This window comes from Arthrobacter sp. UYEF3 (assembly GCF_040546245.1).
Classification (GTDB): Bacteria; Actinomycetota; Actinomycetes; order Actinomycetales; family Micrococcaceae; genus Arthrobacter.
On the sequence record NZ_JBEPNK010000006.1, the window covers coordinates 106,680 to 126,766 of the forward strand.

General features: G+C 70.4%; 22 protein-coding genes. 8 read left to right on the forward strand and 14 right to left on the reverse strand.

From position 1 onward, the window contains the following. Positions 1 to 25 precede the first annotated feature (25 nt). Positions 26 to 787, reverse strand: coding sequence for a MerR family transcriptional regulator (locus tag ABIB14_RS06350; protein WP_354234980.1), 762 nt, complete (start codon positions 785 to 787; stop codon positions 26 to 28). Between the two features lie 332 nt (positions 788 to 1,119). Here ABIB14_RS06350 and srmL point away from each other — a divergent pair, with 332 nt between their 5' ends. From srmL to ABIB14_RS06370, 4 genes are all read left to right on the forward strand, one after another. Beyond that, positions 1,120 to 2,232 carry a PheS-related mystery ligase SrmL gene (gene srmL / locus ABIB14_RS06355; protein WP_354234982.1) on the forward strand — a complete coding sequence of 371 codons (1,113 nt, stop codon included), beginning with the start codon at positions 1,120 to 1,122 and terminating at the stop codon, positions 2,230 to 2,232. Positions 2,233 to 2,364: 132 nt separating this feature from the next. Next, on the forward strand, positions 2,365 to 2,820 hold the full coding sequence (locus ABIB14_RS06360; protein WP_354234984.1) for a DUF6023 family protein: 456 nt from the start codon (positions 2,365 to 2,367) through the stop codon (positions 2,818 to 2,820). A 74-nt stretch (positions 2,821 to 2,894) separates the two neighbouring features. Further along, complete coding sequence (locus tag ABIB14_RS06365) at positions 2,895 to 3,023, forward strand: hypothetical protein (RefSeq protein WP_354234986.1); 129 nt, start codon at positions 2,895 to 2,897, stop codon at positions 3,021 to 3,023. Positions 3,024 to 3,234: 211 nt separating this feature from the next. After that, positions 3,235 to 3,780, forward strand: coding sequence for a DUF6023 family protein (locus ABIB14_RS06370; RefSeq protein ID WP_354234988.1), 546 nt, complete (start codon positions 3,235 to 3,237; stop codon positions 3,778 to 3,780). A 39-nt stretch (positions 3,781 to 3,819) separates the two neighbouring features. On the opposite strand, the gene trhO is transcribed toward ABIB14_RS06370, so the two are convergent. Then, positions 3,820 to 4,707: an oxygen-dependent tRNA uridine(34) hydroxylase TrhO gene (gene trhO / locus ABIB14_RS06375; RefSeq protein WP_354234990.1), complete on the reverse strand. Its 888-nt coding sequence runs from the start codon at positions 4,705 to 4,707 to the stop codon at positions 3,820 to 3,822. 141 nt (positions 4,708 to 4,848) lie between these two features. On the opposite strand from trhO, the gene ABIB14_RS06380 reads away from it, so the two are divergent. Continuing rightward, entirely contained in the window at positions 4,849 to 5,541 is a 693-nt protein-coding gene (locus ABIB14_RS06380; protein WP_354234992.1) for a GNAT family N-acetyltransferase, read from the forward strand. A 102-nt stretch (positions 5,542 to 5,643) separates the two neighbouring features. After that, complete coding sequence (locus tag ABIB14_RS06385; protein WP_354234994.1) at positions 5,644 to 8,055, forward strand: DEAD/DEAH box helicase; 2,412 nt, start codon at positions 5,644 to 5,646, stop codon at positions 8,053 to 8,055. Positions 8,056 to 8,101: 46 nt separating this feature from the next. On the opposite strand, the gene ABIB14_RS06390 is transcribed toward ABIB14_RS06385, so the two are convergent. From ABIB14_RS06390 to ssd, 7 genes are all read right to left on the reverse strand, one after another. Further along, entirely contained in the window at positions 8,102 to 8,497 is a 396-nt protein-coding gene (locus ABIB14_RS06390; protein ID WP_354234996.1) for an Rv3654c family TadE-like protein, read from the reverse strand. Further along, positions 8,494 to 8,871, reverse strand: a complete 378-nt coding sequence (locus tag ABIB14_RS06395) for a TadE family type IV pilus minor pilin (RefSeq protein ID WP_354234997.1) — start codon at positions 8,869 to 8,871, stop codon at positions 8,494 to 8,496. The genes ABIB14_RS06390 and ABIB14_RS06395 overlap by 4 nt, the downstream gene beginning before the upstream one ends. Positions 8,872 to 8,933: 62 nt before the next feature. Beyond that, the gene (locus ABIB14_RS06400) at positions 8,934 to 9,233 is read right to left on the reverse strand and encodes a DUF4244 domain-containing protein (protein WP_354234999.1); all 300 of its coding nucleotides are present in this window, start codon (positions 9,231 to 9,233) and stop codon (positions 8,934 to 8,936) included. Positions 9,234 to 9,397: 164 nt separating this feature from the next. Continuing rightward, positions 9,398 to 10,006, reverse strand: coding sequence for a type II secretion system F family protein (locus tag ABIB14_RS06405; protein WP_502909623.1), 609 nt, complete (start codon positions 10,004 to 10,006; stop codon positions 9,398 to 9,400). Further along, positions 10,006 to 10,902, reverse strand: coding sequence for a hypothetical protein (locus ABIB14_RS06410; RefSeq protein ID WP_354235002.1), 897 nt, complete (start codon positions 10,900 to 10,902; stop codon positions 10,006 to 10,008). Before ABIB14_RS06410 ends, ABIB14_RS06405 begins: the two co-directional genes overlap by 1 nt. Further along, positions 10,899 to 12,188: a TadA family conjugal transfer-associated ATPase gene (locus ABIB14_RS06415; protein WP_502909619.1), complete on the reverse strand. Its 1,290-nt coding sequence runs from the start codon at positions 12,186 to 12,188 to the stop codon at positions 10,899 to 10,901. The genes ABIB14_RS06410 and ABIB14_RS06415 overlap by 4 nt, the downstream gene beginning before the upstream one ends. Next, positions 12,185 to 13,324 carry a septum site-determining protein Ssd gene (gene ssd / locus ABIB14_RS06420; RefSeq protein WP_354235003.1) on the reverse strand — a complete coding sequence of 380 codons (1,140 nt, stop codon included), beginning with the start codon at positions 13,322 to 13,324 and terminating at the stop codon, positions 12,185 to 12,187. Before ssd ends, ABIB14_RS06415 begins: the two co-directional genes overlap by 4 nt. Positions 13,325 to 13,442: 118 nt before the next feature. Between ssd and ABIB14_RS06425 the strand changes: the two genes are divergently transcribed. Then, positions 13,443 to 15,152 (forward strand): bifunctional 3'-5' exonuclease/DNA polymerase, encoded by a 1,710-nt coding sequence (locus ABIB14_RS06425; protein WP_354235004.1) that lies wholly within the window; start codon positions 13,443 to 13,445, stop codon positions 15,150 to 15,152. Between the two features lie 165 nt (positions 15,153 to 15,317). Continuing rightward, complete coding sequence (locus ABIB14_RS06430; RefSeq protein ID WP_354235005.1) at positions 15,318 to 15,503, forward strand: YegP family protein; 186 nt, start codon at positions 15,318 to 15,320, stop codon at positions 15,501 to 15,503. A 26-nt stretch (positions 15,504 to 15,529) separates the two neighbouring features. Here the strand turns inward: ABIB14_RS06430 and ABIB14_RS06435 are convergent, their stop codons facing one another. From ABIB14_RS06435 to ABIB14_RS06455, 5 genes are all read right to left on the reverse strand, one after another. After that, positions 15,530 to 16,210 (reverse strand): NUDIX hydrolase, encoded by a 681-nt coding sequence (locus ABIB14_RS06435; RefSeq protein WP_354235007.1) that lies wholly within the window; start codon positions 16,208 to 16,210, stop codon positions 15,530 to 15,532. Next, positions 16,207 to 17,109, reverse strand: a complete 903-nt coding sequence (gene nth, locus ABIB14_RS06440; RefSeq protein WP_502909620.1) for an endonuclease III — start codon at positions 17,107 to 17,109, stop codon at positions 16,207 to 16,209. Before nth ends, ABIB14_RS06435 begins: the two co-directional genes overlap by 4 nt. Next, positions 17,081 to 18,442, reverse strand: a complete 1,362-nt coding sequence (locus tag ABIB14_RS06445; protein WP_354235008.1) for a hypothetical protein — start codon at positions 18,440 to 18,442, stop codon at positions 17,081 to 17,083. Before ABIB14_RS06445 ends, nth begins: the two co-directional genes overlap by 29 nt. A gap of 148 nt (positions 18,443 to 18,590) precedes the next feature. Further along, positions 18,591 to 19,127 (reverse strand): hypothetical protein, encoded by a 537-nt coding sequence (locus ABIB14_RS06450; protein WP_354235009.1) that lies wholly within the window; start codon positions 19,125 to 19,127, stop codon positions 18,591 to 18,593. Between the two features lie 62 nt (positions 19,128 to 19,189). Further along, the gene (locus tag ABIB14_RS06455) at positions 19,190 to 19,936 is read right to left on the reverse strand and encodes a hypothetical protein (protein ID WP_354235010.1); all 747 of its coding nucleotides are present in this window, start codon (positions 19,934 to 19,936) and stop codon (positions 19,190 to 19,192) included. Positions 19,937 to 20,087 lie beyond the last annotated feature (151 nt).

Below are 20,087 nucleotides of genomic sequence, written 5' to 3' on the forward strand. Positions count from 1 at the left end.
TGCGCGCCGCCGGTGCGGACCACCCTCAAAGGCGCTTGGCCGCGTAGGCCAGCAGGGCGTCCCGCACGAAAGCCGCCCCGACCGCCCCGCCGTAGTTCGCGGCAAAGCGTGGATCCGCCACGTACATCTCGCCGAGCCCGACCAGGTAGCCCAACAGGTTCCCGGCGGCGCCGGCGGCCGCAGGGGTGCCCGGGATGCCGGTCAGCCATTCGACCTGGCGCCGGGCCAGGTCCTGCGCTTCGGGGCTGTCCGGGGCGACGCCCGCCTCCGCCGCGGCGGCCCAATCCCCGCCGAGCTGGCGGGAACGCTGCTTCCAGGCGTCCTTTTCGGCGGCCTTCATGCCGCGCCACCATGAGTCACCCTGCGCGTACGCATCCTGGCCCCAGCGTTGTTCCACCTCGTCCCGGTACCTGGTGTGGTCGAAGCCGTCGAACATTTCGTCCGCCATGATGTCCCTTCCTTCCTTTACTGCTTCGATGGTGCGCTGGACCGAGGCGATCTGCCGGGCCAGCCTGTCCTGTTCCTGCCGCAGCCAGCCCAGGTGCCCGGCGAGCGCGGTCTCCGCCTGCGGTTGGTGCGCCAGGACGTCGGCGACGGCCGGAAGGCCCAGTCCCAGATCGCGCAACAGCAGGATCCGCTGCAGCCGGAGCAGTGCGCCCTGGTCGTAGTACCGGTAGCCGTTCTCCCCGGTGCGGCTGGGTTTGAGCAGGCCGACGGCGTCGTAGTGGCGCAGGGTCCTGCTTGTGGTGCCGGCGATTTTCGCGAGCTGCTGCACAGACCAGTCCATGAGCTCATCCTTTCCGCGCCCGGGGCTGTCCGGTCCGCTATCTCGAGCGTAAATCTTGACGTTGCGTCAAGGTCAAGGGGCAAAGGTCAAGGCTGCCCGGCGTCCACGGCATCCAGCGGGCTTACCATGGACGTATGCACAGGCGGCAGCGATTTATCAGCCCTCGGCCGCTCACCGGCCGCACGGGCTTCCTGACCCGCGCCTAACTGCGGCCGCCGGGGTCCGTCCGGCGCAGCGGCTGAGGGTGACCTTCCCTCCCCGCCTCAAGACCTCAAGGACCCCGCCATGAAGAAGTATCTTTTTCCCTGTCCGAGCTCAAAACCGCCCTCGCCGTGCGCGATCTGTCCGATCCCGCCGGCGGACCGCACGCCGCCCAGCAGTTGCTGGCCGAGGTGGTGACCGGTCTGGAACGGCTCTGGGACATTCCCGCGGCGACGCACCGGTACAGCCCCCTCGTGGCCACCGCCGACAACTACGACCGGCTGGGCTACTCGGCCGACGACGTCACCCGGGACTCGCGCTATTCCCGCCATGTCAGCCCCACCGTAATGCTCCGCAGCCATACCTCGGCCGGCGTCCCTGCAGTGCTGGACGCGCTCCACGGCGAGCTCGGCCGCTACGACCGGCTCCACGTACTGCCGGGCCTGGTCTACCGGCGCGACGCGGTGGACCGGACCCACGTCGGCACGCCGCACCAGGTGGACCTCTGGCGGCTCAAGGCCCGCGGCCTGCTCGGCCCCGCCGAGCACCACGCGATGATGGCCGCCGTGGTGGAAGCCGTGCTGCCGGCCGCTGAATATCCGGACGTGCAGTGGCGGGCCACGCCGGCGGAGCACAGCTACACGGCGCTGGGGCAGCAACTGGATGTGTGCCTCACCCGGCCTGACGGCAGCCGGGAATGGCTGGAACTGGCCGAGTGCGGGCTCGTGGCGGCCCGGGTCCTGCGGGGTTCCGGGCTGGACCCGCGGCGCTGGGCCGGGCTTGCCCTGGGCCTCGGTTTGGACCGGGCCCTGATGCCGCGCAAGGGCATCGGGGACATCCGGCTGCTGCGCTCGGAGCACCCGGAGGTCCGGGCACAGCTGCAGGACCTGGCGCGGTATCGGCCGGTGTCGGCCATGCCGGAGGTCCGCCGCGACCTGTCCCTGGTGCTCGGCTCGGCGGACGACGCCGACGTCGAGCTGCTGGGCGACCTCGCCCGCACCGCCCTCGGCGCGGATGCCGTGCTCCTGGCGGCGCTGGAGGTCCGGGCCGTGACGCCGGCCACCGCGCTGGCGCCGGCCGCCGTCGAACGCCTCGGCCTGGGCCCGGATCAGGTGAACGTCCTCGTCCGGCTGGTCCTGCAGCCGCTGGACCGGACCCTGACCGACGGGGAGGCGAACCGGGTGCGCGACCGCGTGTACCTGGCCCTGCACCGGGGGAAGGTGCTGGAGCTGACGGGAGACTAGCGGCAGCCGCACGACGCCGGGATCGGGGCGCCGCCCCTCGGGGCAAGGCCGGCGCCAAACCCCGGGGCGCCGTCTGTGGCGCAGGTCCAGCGGGGGGCCGGGCCGCCGCGCCCAAGCCGGTAAGTTGGAGGCATGCTGTTCGCTCCCCCCTTGCCGTCCCGTCCCCGCCTCGCCCGGAGCGTCCTCGCCGCCGCGGCCGGCGTCGCCGTCGCACTCGGCGCCTCGGCCTGTTCTCCGACCGGATCGATCGAATCCACCGACGTCGCCTCCTGGAAGGCCACCGCGCTGCCGTCGGCAAGCGGGATCGTCCTGGCGGACGCGGGCAAGATCCTGAACCGTGATCCGATTGCCAAAGACGCCAATGTCCCGGCGGGCAGCTACACGCTGACGATGAGCTGCGACGGCGGCGGCAAGGAATTCTTCGAAATCTCCCTCGACGGCAAGCGCCTGATGGAGGCTGGGGCCGCGTGCAACGGCAGCCGCGAAACTGCCCGGGTCACGGTGCCCGCCGCGGGCCGGCTGACGATCAGCGCCTCGAGCGTCGACGGCCCGCTCATTTTTGCCTACCAGGTGGTGCCGGCAGGCTGATTTTCGCCGGGCGCCGCTGCCAGTAGGCTCGGTGCATGGTTGCTGCCGGGGGAAGGCTAAGGGGCCCGGCGCTGATGGCACTGATCCTGCTGGGCACGGGGCTGTCCGGTTGCGAGGTCGCGGACGACGTCGGGATCCCGGCCTCCCATGCCGGCCCGTCGGCCCTGCCCTCCGCAGCCCGGCCGCCGCAGGCGTCCTACTGAGCGTCGAGTGCGGGCGCGTCGTCGAGGCGGCCGTGGACCTGGAATCGGGGCTGGCCACAGTGCAAATCTTCCGGAATATGACGGATCCGGGCCTTGGCGCCGTGGCCGGTTTCAGGATCGAGCGCCGACCTTCGTCCTAGCGGACGGGCGGTACGGGGCGCCGGTTCAGCCGGCTCTGGCCCGGGGCCGCGGGCGGCCCTAAAGTCGGAATATGCCCACCGCGCTGGCGCCCCGGCTACAGCGGTCGCACGGCCAGGCCGCCGCCGTCGCCCTCACCGCCTCCGTGATCGCCGCCGTCCTTTCCTGCGGGCTGTCAGCCTGCGAATATGAGTACGACGACGGCCATTCGGCCGGAACTTCGCGCTCCCCAACCTTTACCGACGCAGCCCTTCCCCAGGACCCCGCCCGGAACCGGCCGGTGACCGGGGCGGAACTGGACCGCTGGGTTGCCGACGTCCTGCCGGAGACCCAGGGCCAGGTCTTCCACACCGGAAACGGGCTGCTGGACGCCGGTGCGACGCGGAATGAGACCACCACGCAATTGCCGAGCGGCACCTACGCCATCACGCTGGTCTGCCGGAGTACCCGGCGGGTGTCCTTCACCATCGCGGACAAAGAGAGCGTCCTGGTGGATCTAAGCCTTCAGTGCGGCACCTCGCGGGTAAACGTGGTGCAGCTCGCCGCGGACACGGTCCTGTCGGTCAGGATCGAGTCGCTGGCGCCGGCAAACTTCGCCTACCGCGTGAGCCGGTTCTGAGTCCGGGCCCTGTCAGGTTGCGCAGATGTCGGGCGCCTGTCAGGTTGCGCAGCCGTCGGGGCAGCACACCTTCGCCGGGTCCGAGGCGCAATCAGCGCAGTACAGCGTCAGCGTGCGGCAGTTGGGATTGGAGCAGTTCTCAAACTTGCTCGTGGGCGCCGCGCAACGGACGCACTGTCCGATTGCCTTGGCATCCTCGCTGAACTCGAGGTGCATGCGCTTGTCGAACACGTAGAGCGAACCCTCCCAGAGACCCTGATCCTTGAACGCCTCGCCGTAGCGGACGATCCCGCCGTCGAGCTGGTAGACCTCTTTAAAGCCGCGGTTGACCATCAGGCTGGAGAGGACCTCGCAGCGGACGCCGCCGGTGCAATAGGTGACCACCGGTTTGTCCTTTAATGCGTCGTACTTGCCGGAATCGAGTTCCTTGATGAAATCGTGGGTCGTCGCGACGTCGGGAACGACGGCGCCCTTGAATTTGCCGATCTGGGCTTCGAAGCCATTGCGCCCGTCGAAGAACACCACCTCGTCACCGGCCTGTTTCTTGGCCTCGACGAGCCGGTGCAGCTCCTCGGGCGTAAGGTGTGTCCCGCCGCCGACGACGCCGTGTTCGTCCACCTTGAGCTCGCCCGGCGCGCCGAAGGAGACAATTTCGTCGCGCACCTTGACGCTGAGCCGGGGGAAGTCCGCGGCTCCGCCGTCGGACCACTTCACATCGATGCCGCGGAAGCCCCGGTATTCGCGTGTCGTCTTGGCGTACTGCTTGACCGCCCCGATCTCGCCGCCGACCGTCGCGTTGATGCCGTCTTTGGAGATGATGATCCGGCCGGTCAGCCCGAGCTTTTCGCAGAGCGCGCGCTGCCAGAGCCGGACGGCCTCCGGGTCCGGGATGGGGGTAAAGCCGTAAAAGAGCACAATTCGATTCACGTATTTAAGCGTACTGGGCCGGGCAAAACGCGCCGCCGGTCGCTGCTCACGTCCGTCCGCGAGCGCAATGTTTACGGCTGCGGGCGCCCTACCCGATCCGTGCCCCTGTTGCTTGTGCCGGGGCTGGAATACGCTCATCTCATGAGTCTTGACGCCATGGTTGAGGACACCACCCATCTCCTCGAGGTTTGGGTTGCCGGGTGGGCTGGTTGCCGGGGTTATGAGACACGCCGGGAGGGCCGCTTTCCCGCGGTGCTGAGGGCGGACTCGACCCGCGAATGGGAATACTTCGCCCATGATCCGTCCGATGCCGAGTTCGCGGACCTGGCCGCCAGGACGGTTGGGGTCCCGGCCCGGATCCTTACGGTGCTCACGAACGACACGGCACGCTTCATCTCCCTGGCCCGGCAGCACGGGCTGAACGTGAACTCGGCGTCGCAGACCATGATGATCGCGGACATGGAGACCCAGGACTCCGAGGACCCCTGGCTTCCCGACGACGATCTCAGGTGGGTGCCGTCGACCGCGGGCGGCGTCCACCACGCCGTCGTCTACGCCGGCGAAGAGGTTGCCGCCAGCGGACAGGTGTTCGTCGCCGACCACACTGCCGTGTTCGACAAGATCGTGACCGAACCCGGGTTCCAGCGGCGGGGACTCGGCAGCTTCATCATGCGGGCGCTGGCCGCGCAGACGTTCGAACACGACGTCGAAGGCGGCCTCCTGCTGGCCTCGCTGGACGGCCAGCACCTGTACTCGCATCTTGGCTGGACCTTGGTGTGCCATGTGCTCATGCTTTCCTCCTCGGACGAGGGCGCCGACCTTTCCGTGGGGTGAGGCCCGCCTTTGCCCGGGCCGGGCAACGTGGTGGCGGCCGCCCAGCCGGGCCACCAAATGCAGGTCACCAGGCGATTTGAGCCCGGGTGAAACAATGTTGGAGTGAATCCACATGAGTCCCTGATCCCGTTGCTGGGCCGCGGCCCGGACCCGGAGCAGCTGCGGCACGTGCGGATGATTCCAGCGCGGAAGGCCGTCAACGGGCCGTGGCCGGAGTGGGTCCACCCGGATCTGGTAAAGGCGTACGGCACGCTCGGCGTCCACGAGCCGTACCGCCACCAGGTGCAGGCCGCCGAGTTCGCCCACGCAGGCGAACACGTGGTGATTGCCACCGGCACCGCCTCCGGAAAGTCCCTGGCCTACCAGCTGCCGGCGCTGGACGCGGTCCACCGATCCGAGCTGCGCGTGGCGGCCGACCCGGGCAAGATCCACGACGACGGCGCCGTGGCCCTGTATCTCTCGCCCACCAAAGCCCTGGCAGCCGACCAGCTCGCCGCCATCCGCTCGCTCAGGCTTCCCACCGTCCGTGCGGAAACCTACGACGGCGACACCGACCCGGCCTCCCGGCGCTGGATCCGGGACCACGCCAACGTCATTCTCGCCAACCCGGACATGCTGCACTTCGGCATCCTGCCCAACCACGCCTGGTGGGCCCGATTCTTCCGCCGGTTGCGCTACGTGATCGTGGACGAGGCCCACAGTTACCGTGGCGTGTTCGGCTCGCACGTGGCCAACCTGATGCGGCGGCTGCGACGGATCTGCGCCTACTACGGCCCCGGCGCCGAGCATCCCGGTCCCGTGTTCATCGCCGCCTCGGCCACCGCATCCGACCCGGAAGCGTCCTTCGGCCGGCTGATCGGCGCTCCGGTCCGGGCCGTGTCCGAGGACTGCTCGCCGCACGGTGCCACCACCGTGGCCTTCTGGGAACCGTCCCTGACGGAACAGCGCGGCGAAAACGGAGCCCAGCAGCGCCGGACCGCCGTGGCTGAAACTTCGGACCTGCTGGCCAACCTGGTCGCGTCCCGGGTCCGGACCATCGCGTTCATCAAATCCCGGCGCGGAGCCGAGACGATCGCGTCCATCACTAAACGCCTCCTGGACGAGGTGGACCCCAGCCTGCCGCAACGGGTGGCGGCCTACCGCTCGGGGTACCTTCCGGAGGAAAGGCGGGCCTTGGAAAAGGCGTTGCGATCGGGCGAGCTGCTCGGCGTATCCAGCACCTCCGCGCTTGAACTTGGCATTGACATCTCCGGCCTCGATGCGGTCCTGGTGGCCGGCTGGCCGGGAACCCGGGCGTCGCTGTTCCAGCAGATAGGGCGGGCGGGCCGTGCTGGACAGGATGCCATTGCTGCCTTCGTGGCGAGCGACGATCCCCTCGACACCTACCTGGTGAACCACCCTGGGGCGATCTTCGACGTCTCGGTGGAGGCCACGGTCTTCGACCCCTCCAATCCGTATGTGCTCGGACCGCACCTGTGTGCCGCCGCGGCCGAGCTGCCGCTGGGGTATGCGGAGCTTGGGTTGTTCGGCCCGACAGCGGAGAAACTGCTGGACCAGCTGGTCGGCCAGGGCTACCTGCGCAAACGCCCGGCGGGGTGGTTCTGGACCCACCCCCAGAGCGCCGCGGCAATGGTGAACCTGCGGGCCGACGGCGGCGGTCCGGTGAGCATTGTGGACGCCGACACCGGTTCCCTGCTCGGCACCATGGATTCGCCCCAGACCCATTACCAGGCACACACTGGCGCCGTCTACGTCCACCAGGGCGAGAGCTACGTCGTCGAGGACCTGAACGAAGACGAGCACTGCGTCGTGGTGCGGCGGGCCAACCCCGACTACTACACCACAGCGCGCGACGTGACCCAGATCGAGGTGCTGGAGACACTCCGCACGACGCAGTGGGGAGACGTCGCGGTGCACTTCGGCGACGTAAAAGTGACGACCCAGGTGGTCTCCTTTCAGCGCAAGGCCCTGATTTCTAACGACATCCTCGGCGAGGAACCACTGGAACTGGGCGCCCGGGACTTGTTCACCAAGGCGGTCTGGTTCGTGATGGACAACCGATCCCTGACCGATGCGGGACTGATCGAAGCGCAGTTTCCGGGCGCCTTGCATGCGGCCGAGCACGCCGCCATCGGGTTGCTGCCGCTAGTAGCGTCCAGCGACAGGTGGGACATCGGCGGGGTGTCGACCGCCATCCACGCCGACACCGGCGTGCCGACGATCTTCGTCTACGACGGCCACCCCGGCGGGGCAGGCTTCGCCGAACGCGGCTACGACAAGGCCAGGGTATGGCTGTCCGCGACCCGCGACGCCATCAAGGCCTGCGAATGCGAGTCCGGCTGCCCCTCCTGCGTGCAGTCCCCCAAATGCGGCAACAAGAACAACCCGCTGGACAAGGACGCCGCCGTCACGCTGATCGAGATGCTGCTGACCGACGCCACGGACCTGATGGGCGGCCCCGCCGTGGAGCTGGGCACTGCGGCCGGCGGCCAGGTCACCAGCCGATCGGGTTGATCCGGCAAACGCCCTACCTTCGGCCGCTTACCGTTCGCACGGCGGGTCAACGGCCCGGGTCCGTCGACGGTCCCGCATCCAAAGGAGGCGGAGGGCCGGCCCGGGCGCGCCCAAAGGACGCACCGAAGGCACTGCGGAAGCGGAGTTCCGTCCGGACCCGGACGGTGCCGCCGGATTCGACCACGCAGTCCACTAGTAGCGCGTCGTGCCGGCCCGCTACGTTCGCGGCCACAGTACATGGCTCGCCAACAGCGAGTCCACGGGCGGCGTCCGCGGCGGCGAGCGCTGCAAGATCCGCGGCAGTCGCGGCCTTTGACGCCATCACTGCGGCCTGGCCCAGCAGCACCACCGTGGTCATCGCCAGCAGAAGCACCAGCCCCAGGCCAAGCGCGAGAACAGTGCCCGCGCCCAGTTCCGGGTTCTGCGCCGGCGCCGGCATCATGCCGCCCGGCCGAAGGCCAGAGGCGCAGTCCCGGGAGCAGACGCCACCCGCGCGTTAGAGGATTCACTCCGCGCCCACGCCCTCGCGGTGAGAGTCCATGGGATCAGCGGACCTACAGATCCGCTGACCGTGCCGGACACCGTGACGCTGAGCCATCCGCCGTCTGCAGCCACCGTTGCCCGCACTGAATCCCCCGCGAGTCGCCGGACAATTCCGCCCACCGAGGCGGCGTCCTCGCCGCGGGCCAACGCCCTGGCGCCGGACCGCGCAGCTTCCTCGAGCCGGAGTTGCGTTATCCCGGCGGCGGAGCCGGCCAGCAACAGGCCCAGCACCAGCAGGACAGCGGGCAGCGCGACGGCGAACTCGGCCGTCACAGCGCCTCGGCATGTCCCCGGGCGCCCGACCCGGCCGGCGGCGGAATCCCGCGGCGCGCGCGTCACGGCAACGCCAGGGCCGTGCGGATCAGGTTCAGCAGGAATCCCCGGACCTCGTCGCTGCGCATGATCAGCACGAGCAGGCCGGCAAACCCGACGGCGGCCAGCGTAGCGATGGCATATTCAGCGGTGGCCATCCCCGCCTCGGAGCTGCGCAACTCTTTCTGCCAGCGGCCGGCACTGTGGTGGACCCGGACCGGCGGGGCTTGCCGGGCGCCCGGATAGATTTCACGGAGCTCCGCAGTGCCGGTCTCGGCGGATGCGGGGCCCGGGCCGGCGGGGGCGTTTGGATGGTAGGTCATGAGCATTCCTCTCGGGAGATTCCGGCGCAGCCACCGGCTGTTTCCAATCTGCGTGCTCCGGTCCGCGCCGGTAAGAGAGCTGCCGGGCCAAGTGGATAAGTCGGGCTGTGGAGGAAGAGTCGCAGCGCCCGTCATCGGTCGTCCGACTGCCTGTCGGCCGCCTGTCAAGGGCCCGTGGGCAGCATCGCAAGCAACGCCGGCACAATGCCCAGGCACACGAAGGCGGGTAGCGAGCAGAGCCCCAGGGGGATGACGAGTTTAACGCCCAACGCCGCGGCGCGCCGCTCGGCGGCCCGGAAATGCTCGCGGCGCAGCCGGGCGGCCTGCGCGTACAGGATGGACGACGACGGCACGCCGGTCAGCGCGGCGAAGCCCAGGGCGTCCCGGAGGGTGAGGAGCTGGGCGGGGAGGGCGTGGGTGCTGCGCCAAGCGGTCTCCCAGTCGGCGCCGATCGCCAGGGCGGAGACGACCGGACCCAGCGGTCGGGCGAGCCCTGGGGCGGCGTGCAGGGCAACCAGTTCCAGAGAGCGGCCCAGCCCGGACCCGGCGTCCAACATGGCACCGATCAGTTCCAACATCAGGACCGGGTCCCGCAGTCCGACGTCGGGGTCCACCGGATGGTGGCTGCCGCTGCCCTTGCCGCGTGTGGCCGTCCCGCTGGGCCGGCCGCCCAGCCGTTTCCAGCGCCGGGCCGCCCGGCCGTGGTCTGCGAGCGCCACGACCACGGCGGCGGCCAGAAATGCGGCCACCGCGAGGCCACTGGGTTGCGGGATCACGGGCGCCGCCCGGCGGCCGCCCGGACGAGCTGCGCCGACCAGATCCGGCCCACCGCAGTGAGGGCAATTCCGGCGCCGAGTGCGGCCGGGCCGAAGGGTGTGCCGAACAGGATGGTCGAGGGATTCACGCCCAGCAACACCCCGAGCCCGAGCCCCAGAAAGGGCAGCCAGGTCAGGATCTGGACGGTGGCCCTTGGCCCGGCGAGGGCAGTCTGCCGGGCGGCCGCGGCGTCGTCCTCGGCCTCAAGGTGGGCGGCGAACCGGGTGAGGACGTCGGCGAGCGGACAGCCGCTGGCTTCGGCCACGTCGAAGCACGCCGCAAGTTCCACCCAGACCGCCCCTTCCCTGTGCTCGCCGCCCCGGGGTGCGCGTGTGCCGGGTTGCGGGGAGGCTCGCTTCCGGATGGCCGCGGCCACCGGGGTTCCCCTCTGGGCCGCCGCCCGGGCAGCGGCCAGGATCTCCCGCGACGCCGCACCCAGGGCCTCGGTACGTCCCGCCCCGCTGTTGCGCCGCCCGGCACCCCGGGACGGGCGGCCCGACGGGCGATCCGACGGGCCGCCCGAAGAGTAGTCCGGAGGGTTGCCCGGCGGCTGCTGGTCCACGTAGAGCAGCCAAAGTTCCTCCCACAGCCGTGCCGGTGACCGGCCGCCTTTTAGCAGGGCGGCCAACTGCTGCACCAGCACGGTCATGGGGACCTCGGACGAGGCTGAGCCCCGCCGGCGCCGCGACGACCAGAGCCCCACCCGGCCGCCCTGTCCGGCGCCAGCAGGTCCGCGGGGGTTTCCCCGCGGCCGCACGGAGAGGATCCGCCGAATGCGCCGGCGGGAGGCACGCGGCGGGGCGAGTGCCAACCACAGCGCCAGGGCCAGGATCCCGGTCAGGGCAGCCGTCATGGCGAGCCGGACGCCGTAAGGGGCCGGACAGTGGAGGCGATCCCGGGCACCTCTGACGGGTCCAGGCCCAGCTTGGGCGCCAGCTCCGGCCATGCGGGGCCGGTGCGAACCTCGCCGCCGAACGTTTCCAGGGCCGCCGTTACGGCCAGGCCGGACCCGTTTTCACCGACCAGCCCGATGGACGCCACCTGCCGGCCAAACCGGGTCCGTTCCAAATGGACCACGACGTCCAGGGCACTGGCGGCCTGGAGACGGACAGCGTCCGGTCCCATTCCCGCGAGCGCCCCGAGAGCGGTCAGCCGGGCCGGGACCGCGGCGGCGGTATTGGCGTGGATCGTCCCGCCTGCCCCGGTGTGCCCGGTGTTCATCGCGGCGAGCAGCTCCCGTACCTCCGCGCCGCGGCACTCCCCCACCACCAGCCTGTCCGGCCGCATCCGGAGAGCCTGCCGGACCAGCTCGCCAAGATCGACGGAGCCTCCGCCTTCGAGATTGCTGTGGCGCGACTCGAGGGACACCACATGCGGATGAAGGGGATTCAGCTCAGAGGCGTCCTCGATCAGGACCAACCGCTCCCCCGGCTGGCACAACCCCAGCAAAGTGGCGAGCAGCGTCGTCTTTCCCGAGCCGGTCGCGCCGCTGACGAGGAAACTCAGGCGGCTCGCCACCATCCGCTCCAGGACGTCCTGCACCAACGGGCCGAACATGCCGCCGCGGCCCAGCTCCGCCAGGGAGAACACGGCCGCGCGTCTGATCCGCACGCTCAGCAGGGTGCCGGCCGTGGAAATGGGCGGCAGGACGGCGTGGACCCGGTACCCGCCGTCGAGCCTGACATCTACGCAGGGCGAAGAGTCGTCCAGCCGGCGCCCGCCGGCGGCCACGAGGCGGGCTGCCAGCGCGCGGATCTGGCCCTCGCCGGCAAAAGCAACGGCGGCACGTTCCAGCCCGCGGCCGCGGTCCAGCCAGACAGAGTCCGGGCCGTTGACGAAGATGTCCGTCACGAGTGGGTCCCGGGTAAGCGGCTGCAGCGGGCCCAGCCCGTTCAGTTCGGCGCTGATACTTTCGACGGCGGCCAGTGCGCCGGCGGTGCCGAGCACCCGGCCGCTAGCCTGCACCGCCGCGGCCACCCGGGACGCAGTGACCGGACCGGCGTCCGCCATAACGGATTCACGGACCGCCTCGAGCAGCCGCGGATCCACGCGTATTTGGGCGCCGCGCAGTTGCCGGCGCGTCCCCGGGCTGCCCGGATACGGCGGTTCCCGCGGGTCCGGCACCCCTTGCGGGTTCACGGGTAGTCATCCGCGGTGAAGTCAAGGATGGTTTCGGTGAAGCGCTGCACGCTGCGTCGTCCGCCGGTGTCCAGCAGGCGGCCGAGTTCCGTGGCGGCGGCTGTGCCGCGGACCTCGGGCATGATGCCCTGCACGGGTAGTCCCACGGCCTCGGAAATGAGCCGGATGTCCAACGCTGCCCCGGGTTTCGCCCGGATCACCAGCGCGGTGTCCACGGGCGGAAGCTCCTGCACCAGGCGGGCCGATGCCACTGCTGCACGGAGCTGGGCCGGCAGGACGAGGAGAACGCGGTCGCACTCCCACGCGAAGGAACGCAGTGCCTCGCGGCCGCGGCCGATGTCCAGCAGGACCAGCTCGTAGCAGCGCCTCGCGGCGTCAAGCACACCGGCCACTGCGGCCGCGTCGACGGCCTTAGGCCGCTGCTCCCGGTTGCCCGGCCAGGACAGGAAGGAGAAGCCGCCGGCTTCGGGCAGGGCCTCGCGGAGCTGGTCCGGGTCGATGCTGCCGCTGGCCTCGGCGAGGTCAGGCCAGCGGAGCCCGGGGGCGTCTTCGGCGGCGAGGGCCAGTTCGAGGCCGCCGCCCCAGGGGTCGCCGTCGATCAGGAGCACGCGGGCGCCGAGGCCCGCGGCGGACTGGGCCAGCCAGATCGCGGCGGTCGTTGCCCCGGCCCCGCCGCAGCCACCGGTCACGCCCAGGACGTGGCCGCCTGGGTTGGGCGCGTTCGAGCGGCTGAGGTACTCGGCCAGCCATGGGCCGCCTTCGGGCAGGACCGCCACGCGTTCGGCCCCCATGGCGGCGGCCAACTGCCACAGGCTGTCGCCTTCGCCGCTCAGCCCCACGAGCACGGCCGGGGCGCGGCGCCGGTAGGGCAGCTCCGGCACGTCGCTGCCGACCAGTACCGCGCCGGCTAAGTCCCAGTACGGCGCCGCCTCCGAAACATCCCGGACCAGGCTCAGCTGCCGCCCGGCCGCGGCGACGATGCGTTCCACCTCGCCCCGCAGGACCTCGGAACCGGTGACGAGCAACGTCTCCGCCGCTTCGCCGGGAAGCCACGAACCCGCAAGAGGCCCGGATTGGGGGCCGGCTGGGGACACGGGTTCCGGGGTCACCGGCGCGGGTAGTTGGTGCCTGCTCATGCCACCACTGTCGGCGTGCCGGCCGCGGGACGGAACCGCTGTCGCCGGCTATGTGGACAACGGGGCGCATTCGGGCAGCTGGCCACCATAGACCGATCAACAGGGCAGAATTGAGCCTATGCATCTGCTGCTCGCCGCCCACGCCGACGGCGCAGCCCTCCACCGACTCACGCCCCACGGCGCACCAGATCCCGCCGCCCCCGACCCGCGCCTGATCCGTTCGGCCGAGCTGCCCGCCGTCGTGCGCGAACTAGAGCTGCGGCGCCCGCGCTGGATCTGGCACCGGACGCAGGAGTGGTACCCGGCCCTGCTGGCCGCCGGCGTCGAGCTGGAACGCTGTTACGACCTCACCCTGTGCGGCGCCATCCTGGCGCACTCGGAGTTCACTGCGCACACCGACTACGCCCGGAACGCGGAGAAGCTGACCCAGGACGACGACGTCGAGCAACCCCCACGGGCGCTGCAGCCGCCGCCCCCGCCAACGGACCAGGGCGCTTTGTTCGATGACCCCGGTCTGCGCGCGGCGCCGCACCATTCGCCCGAGGAGCTCCGCGCCGAATACGCCGCACAGCAGGAAGCCCTCGCCGGCATCAGCCCCGGCAGCGACCGGCGAAAGCAACGGCTCCAGCTGCTCCTCGCCGCCGAGTCCGCCGGTGCCATGATCGCCGCCGAAATGCAGCGCACGGGGGTGCCCTGGCGTGAGGAGCTGCACGAGCAGATCCTCACGGACAACCTCGGGCCGCGGCCGCACCAAGGCCGACGCCCAGCCAAACTGGAGGCCCTCAACACCGAACTGCGCCGCCTGCTGCAATCCCCGGGGCTGAACCCTGATTCCCCGCAGGAACTGATGCGTGCCCTGCACCGCAACGGCATCGAGGTGAAGTCCACCCGCCAGTGGGAGCTCAAGGAGTCCAGCCACCCGGCCATCGAACCGCTGCTCGCCTACAAGAAACTCGCCCGGCTGCACGCCGCCAACGGCTGGGCGTGGCTGGACGCCTGGGTCAAGGACGGCCGGTTCAAGCCGGAGTATGTGGTGGGGGGCGTGGTATCCGGGCGCTGGGCCTCGCGCGGCGGCGGGGCGCTGCAAATTCCGCGCCAGATCCGCGGTGCCGTACACGCCGACCCGGGCCACAAGCTGATCGTCGCCGACGCGTCGCAGCTGGAACCGCGCGTCCTGGTGGCGCTGGCCCAGGATTCCAGGATGGCGGAGGCCGCCCGCGGCAAAGACCTCTACGCCGGAATCGCCGCGCAGGGCTTCGGCGGCGACCGGGCCAAGGCCAAGGTTGCGCTGCTGGGCGCCATCTACGGCGCCACCACGGGCGAATCAGGGCGGCTGATGCCGCAGCTGGCCCGCACCTATCCGCGCGCCGTCGGGTTCGTGGAGCAAGCCGCGCGCGACGGCGAGGCAGGGAAAACCGTCACCTCCCGGCTGGGCCGCAGCAGCCCGCCGCCGTCCGACCAGTGGCACCGCAGCCAGCAGTCCGCCACCGCGGAGGAACAACGCCGGGCCGATGCGCTGGCCCGCTCGCGCGGGAGGTTCACACGGAACTTCGTGGTGCAGGGCTCTGCCGCCGACTGGGCCGCGTGCTGGCTGGCGGAACTCCGACGGCGGCTGCGCACCCTGCGCTCGGCCGGTACCCCCGCCGGGGAGCTGGTCTTCTTCCTGCACGATGAAGTGATGGTCCACTGCCCGGTGGAAGCCGTCGATGCCTGCCGCCGGGCCATCGAGGAATCTGCGGCCGCCGCCAAGGAGCTGCTGTTCGGCAGGATCCCGGTGGATTTCCCGGTGAGCATCGCCGTCGCCGATTCTTACGACAAGGCAAAATAGCCGCCGCCGCTGCCGGCCGGGACCGCCCCGGGCGCCCGAAGTAACGTACCCGTCAGTAGCGTTGCGCACCCTCATCGGGCCCCGATACGCTCAAAAAGCCCCGCGGCGACTCCGTTCGTCCGCCGGAGCAGATTCAACGGCGCAAGGAATTCGGGAGGCAGCAGAGTGGCTGGCACATTCGAGATTACAACAACCGGAGAAGAGTCGTACCACTTCAGGCTGACGGCACCGGACGGGACTGTACTGGCAGTTTCACCGCCTTTTGAGACCATCAGCGGCGCGGCCGCAGGGATCACCGCGGTGCGCGAAAACGCCGCGACCGGGCTGGTGGTGGACCACTCCCAAACCTGAGACGCCGAACCTGAGACGCTGGCCCGTTACGCGTCGATCCCGTGGAGCCGGGTGCGGTCCCACGGGACGGACCAGCCCAGCTGGTCGAACAGCTGGTTGAGGATCATCCCGGTGAAGCCCCACACCACCACGCCGTTGACTGTGAACGCCGGGCTCTGGAAAGTCTGGCCGGCGCGGCTGACCGTCGCCAAGACCCGGTTGTCCGGATCCAGCAGGTCCCGGACGGGCACCCGGAACACCTGTGAGGATTCGCCGTAGTCCACCACCCGGACGGGCGACTGCGCGGCCCACCAGCCGAGGACCGGGGTGACCAGGAAGTTCCCGCGCGGCAGGGCCAATTCAGGCATGACGCCGAGGACCTCCACACCCTGCGGGTCCAGGCCGGTTTCTTCTTCGGCCTCGCGCAGCGCGGCTGCGGTGACGGATTCCCCGGGGTCGATGCCACCTCCGGGGAAGGCCACCTGTCCCGGGTGGTCGTCCAGGGTCTGCGCGCGCTGGAGCAGCAGCACGTCCAGGTCCGCCGGCGCCAGCAGCTTCACCGACGTCGCGGGAACATCGTCCAGCGACCCGAACAGCATCAGCACGGCGGCGCGGCGCACATGTACGCCCGGCTCCACCACCAGTTCGCGCCAGCGCGGATCCGGTGCCGGCGCCGTGCCGGCCTCCACCGCGGCCACGTGGTTGATCAGGTCCTGGCGGGCGGTCATTGCGGCCTTCTTTGCGATTCCATCCGGATTTCCGCAGCGCGGTGGGTTTCCGCCAGCAGCTTCGCGAGCAGTTCCTCCTGACCCGGGGCCAGTTCGTATTTCAGCAGCTTCCGGGCCTTCTGCGAATCCGTCTCACCGTCGCCGTAGCTGGGGCACCAGGTCGCCACCGCGCAGGCCCCGCAGGCCGGCTTGCGGGAATGGCAGACGCGCCGGCCGTGGAACACGACCCGGTGCGAGAGCATGGTCCAGTCCTTCGGCTCAAACAGCTCGGCGACGTCCGACTCTACCCGGACGGGATCGACCGAATCCGTCCAACCGAAGCGGCGGGCCAGCCGGCCGAAGTGGGTGTCCACGGTGATGCCCGGGACTCCGAAGGCGTTGCCGAGGACGACGTTGGCGGTCTTCCGTCCGACGCCGGGCAACTTCACCAGGTCTTCGAGCCGGCCGGGTACCACGCCGTCGTAGTCGTCGACGAGCTTGTTGCACAGCGCCATCAGATTCCGCGTTTTGGCGCGGAAGAACCCGGTCGGTTTGATGATGGCTTCCAGTGCGGCGGCCCCGGCCTCCGCCATGCTCCGGGCATCCGGATAGCGGGCGAAGAGCAGCGGGGTGATCTGGTTGACCAGCACGTCAGTGGTCTGCGCCGAGAGAACCGTGGCCACCAGCAGCTCGAACGGGCTACGGAAATCCAGCTCGGCGTGCGCGTACGGGTATTGCTCTGCCAGCGCCTTGTTGATCCGGCGGGCGCGGCGCTTGAGCCCCAGCAGGGTCTCGCCGCCGGCCCGCGGGACGGGTTCCGGGCGGAGGGTTCTCCGGCTGGGGACGTTACTGCCGCGTTTCGCCCTGCCGGGCTCGGTGGCCACGGTCCGGCTAGCCGCGTTCGATGTTGCTGAGGTCACGGAGGACGCCGACGCGGCCATCCGTGTGCTGGACCAGGAACTCGTGGCCGCGATCTTCAAGGGCCAGGACCCAGCCGCCGGGTTCGACGACGAACGCTGGGGCACCGGTGTGCTCGTCCACCGCGGTGCGGGGCTGCGCCACTGCGAACCAGAAAGCCTCATAGGCAGGCTGCGGGGCGGCGGTCTCGGGCCGGCTCGCAGGGTCCACAGTGGCACCGATCGGCTCCTGTGAGCGGACCCTTGGGGTGAGTGCGGTGGGAGCCTCGTGGCGTTGGGCCGGGGATGCTGCGGCCCCCACAGGAACGCCGGACGCCTGGGTTTCTTCCGGGCCGGCGGCTGGCGCGGCCGGTTCTGCTGCCGAGGCAGCCGCTGCGGCGGGTGCTGCTGTGGCAGACCCACGGGTCTGTTCGGCGCGAGGAGCCGCCACACCGGCGCCGGCGGCCGGAGCGTAGGCCGCCGTCGGCGTCGGGGCCGGGGAGGCGGTAGGAACTACGCCGTGCGCCTGAGTGGCCGGCTCGTCAGCCGCCGGGCGGACGTAGTCCGTGCCGGAAACGTCCCCCGCAGCGGCGCCGGCGGCACCGCCGGCAACCGCTGGTGCCCCGTGGGATTCGTAGCCGCGGGGAGCGGACTGGGCAGTGCCTGACTGCTTTCCGGGGACCACACGCTTGGCCCAACCGGCCAGCGGGCTGCCGCCCACCTTGGCAGGCTTAGCTTCGCCCGAAGCCCTGGCCGCCTTGGGCGCGCGGGGCTTGCGGACCGGTTCCGCGGCTTCCCGCGCCACGACATGGGCCGGCGTTTCGGCGCGGTGCAGGAAATCACCGGCGAGGGCCGGGACCAGCCGCGCAAGCACGGTGGCGGTGAAAAGCCCCAGCGCGCCCACGAGGCCCAGCAACATGCTCGGCACGAACGCTCCGGCGGCCGCCAGGAAGAAGAACGCCAGGCTAAAGGACGCCACGACGGAGGCGAACTGGTCAATCGAGAGGGAACCGATCCGGAGCTTCGTGCCCGGGCTGACCCGGCGTGCCACAAAGAGGGCGGCGACGATCAGCGGGAGCAGGACACCCAGGCCCAGGAAGAACAGGCTGCCCAGGTTCCAAAGGTTGTACCGGATGGCGAACATGGGGATCAGGGAGGCGATGAAGAGAATCAGGGTGGAGCCGAAGACGGTGAGGTCGCGGACGGTGAACGGCCCCAGGACTGCTTCGTTGTTCTTCACATTCGGCTTATCCACGGTGAAGCGTGGCTGTTCCCCGCCCCCGTGGGCCTGCGCCGTCCCCGACGGACTTTCGTTTCGGGAGGGCGCGTGGAGCTGCCCGTTGCTTTGCTCGTTCATTCTGTTCTCCTTAGCTTGGCCGCACTCCGGACAGTGCCGCCTAACGGCAGGCAAGACAGGACCGCCAGCGGTCCCGTCGCCCCCATCGGATGTCACAACTCCATCTCAGCCTAGTCAAGTGCGGGAGTGATCACTAGCTGACCGGCCGTCACTCCAGCACCAGTGTGGTGGATCCTTCGCCCTCCGCATAAACCAGTGTGATTGTCAGCGGGAGCGTGCCCGCGCCGGCCGGGACGCTGAATTCGTGCGTGGTCGGCGCCAGGTCGGCGGTGCACGGGTTCTGCGCGGACGCTTCGAGGCGGATAGCCACCCGGTCCGGCGCCGTGGCTTCAATCCTGGTCGGGACGGCCGGGCAGCTGGAACTCCCCCACAGGGTGACGCCGAACCTCCGAGGCCTGTCGACCCACCCCGCCACCGGTGTTCCCAGCTTCAGTCGCGGCGCGGGAGTGGCGCCGGGCGGCGCACCCGGCGGGGCACTCGGCGCGGGAGTAGCACCCGGCGGGGCACCCGGCGGCGCCGGCGGCGCACCCGGCGGCGCACCCGGCGGCGCAATCCGCGAAACAGACGGCGTCGAGATCATGCCCCGATAGCTGCGGTCAGCCGCGCTGGACGGGCCGGCGCAGGCGGTCAGCATCCCGACGACGACGGCGAGCGCGGCGGCCGCCACAGCGCGGGCGGTTGCCACGGCCCGGATCCGGGGCCTTCGCCCCTGGCGTTGGCGCCGGGGCGGATCCACCACGTGCCAGTTCACTGCGGCCAGCCGTCGCCTACGGCAGTCCGCAAGGCGCGACTGTAAGCCCCCGGGTCGTCCCGGGTGGCGGCCGAGACGGCCAGATGCCGGGACGTGACGCGGCGCGCAAAGTACCCCTCGTAGGGGAGCACAATGACACTGTCCACTCCGCCCTGCCAGGCGGCGGTCAGCGCAGGCAAACTTTGGGCCTCCGGCGAGGCCGCAGCTCTCCTGCGCGGCACAGCGAACGCGTCCGGGCTGCATCGCTGCTCCCAGGCGTTATAGGCGTGCGGGTCGATTCCCTCCCAGCCATAGTCGGCCTGCCAGAAGGGCGGGATCAGGGGATCCAGATCCTGCCCGGGCCGCGATACAGCCCGGATGTAGCCCGGCGTCGGGTGGACGGTCGGATCGGGCTCCTGCACGGAATACCAGTCCCACGCCCGCACCCAGGCCCGCCGCCAGCGGGCGTCCCACTCGGCCCGCGGCGCCGTGTCAGGAATCGCGGAGCCGCCAACCGCAGGCAAGGGGTCCAGCCGGGGAACATCGGCGTCGGCGGCGATACCCCAGGCATGCCGGATGAACAGCAGGACTGCCAGATGGTGCGGTGTGGCGTCCACCCGGATGGCCATTCCCCGCGGCCACGGGTTGTGCGGCATTTGGTCCCAAAGTCTCACATGCTCCCCCAAGTCAATACGAGTCGTGGAACCAGTGTCGTTGTTCCGGCGCCGCTCCACCAGACCGGTCCGGATTTTATCGACCACCATTCGGCGCTTAATAAACACCGCTCACGGCTCCCTTTGTGACGCGGCGCACGTTCTGTCCGAGCCGGGGGTTAGGGTGTACTTCGATACAGCTCTTTGCGGTACGCCCGTGACCAGCCGTTACCCGACGCCGCGAATGCGGCCCGGTACAGCG

Excerpts from the sequence above, each read along its gene's own strand:
- ABIB14_RS06435 (WP_354235007.1), bottom strand. The coding sequence starts at position 16,210 with ATGACCGCCCGCCAGGACCTGATCAACCACGTGGCCGCGGTGGAGGCC.
- ABIB14_RS06425 (WP_354235004.1), top strand. The coding sequence starts at position 13,443 with ATGCATCTGCTGCTCGCCGCCCACGCCGACGGCGCAGCCCTCCACCGA.
- ABIB14_RS06350 (WP_354234980.1), bottom strand. The coding sequence starts at position 787 with ATGGACTGGTCTGTGCAGCAGCTCGCGAAAATCGCCGGCACCACAAGC.
- ABIB14_RS06410 (WP_354235002.1), bottom strand. The coding sequence starts at position 10,902 with ATGACGGCTGCCCTGACCGGGATCCTGGCCCTGGCGCTGTGGTTGGCA.
- ABIB14_RS06445 (WP_354235008.1), bottom strand. The coding sequence starts at position 18,442 with ATGAACGAGCAAAGCAACGGGCAGCTCCACGCGCCCTCCCGAAACGAA.
- ABIB14_RS06390 (WP_354234996.1), bottom strand. The coding sequence starts at position 8,497 with ATGATGCCGGCGCCGGCGCAGAACCCGGAACTGGGCGCGGGCACTGTT.
- ABIB14_RS06370 (WP_354234988.1), top strand. The coding sequence starts at position 3,235 with ATGCCCACCGCGCTGGCGCCCCGGCTACAGCGGTCGCACGGCCAGGCC.
- ssd (WP_354235003.1), bottom strand. The coding sequence starts at position 13,324 with ATGAGCAGGCACCAACTACCCGCGCCGGTGACCCCGGAACCCGTGTCC.
- ABIB14_RS06400 (WP_354234999.1), bottom strand. The coding sequence starts at position 9,233 with ATGACCTACCATCCAAACGCCCCCGCCGGCCCGGGCCCCGCATCCGCC.
- ABIB14_RS06360 (WP_354234984.1), top strand. The coding sequence starts at position 2,365 with ATGCTGTTCGCTCCCCCCTTGCCGTCCCGTCCCCGCCTCGCCCGGAGC.
- ABIB14_RS06380 (WP_354234992.1), top strand. The coding sequence starts at position 4,849 with ATGAGTCTTGACGCCATGGTTGAGGACACCACCCATCTCCTCGAGGTT.
- ABIB14_RS06455 (WP_354235010.1), bottom strand. The coding sequence starts at position 19,936 with ATGGTGGTCGATAAAATCCGGACCGGTCTGGTGGAGCGGCGCCGGAAC.
- ABIB14_RS06365 (WP_354234986.1), top strand. The coding sequence starts at position 2,895 with ATGGCACTGATCCTGCTGGGCACGGGGCTGTCCGGTTGCGAGGTCGCG.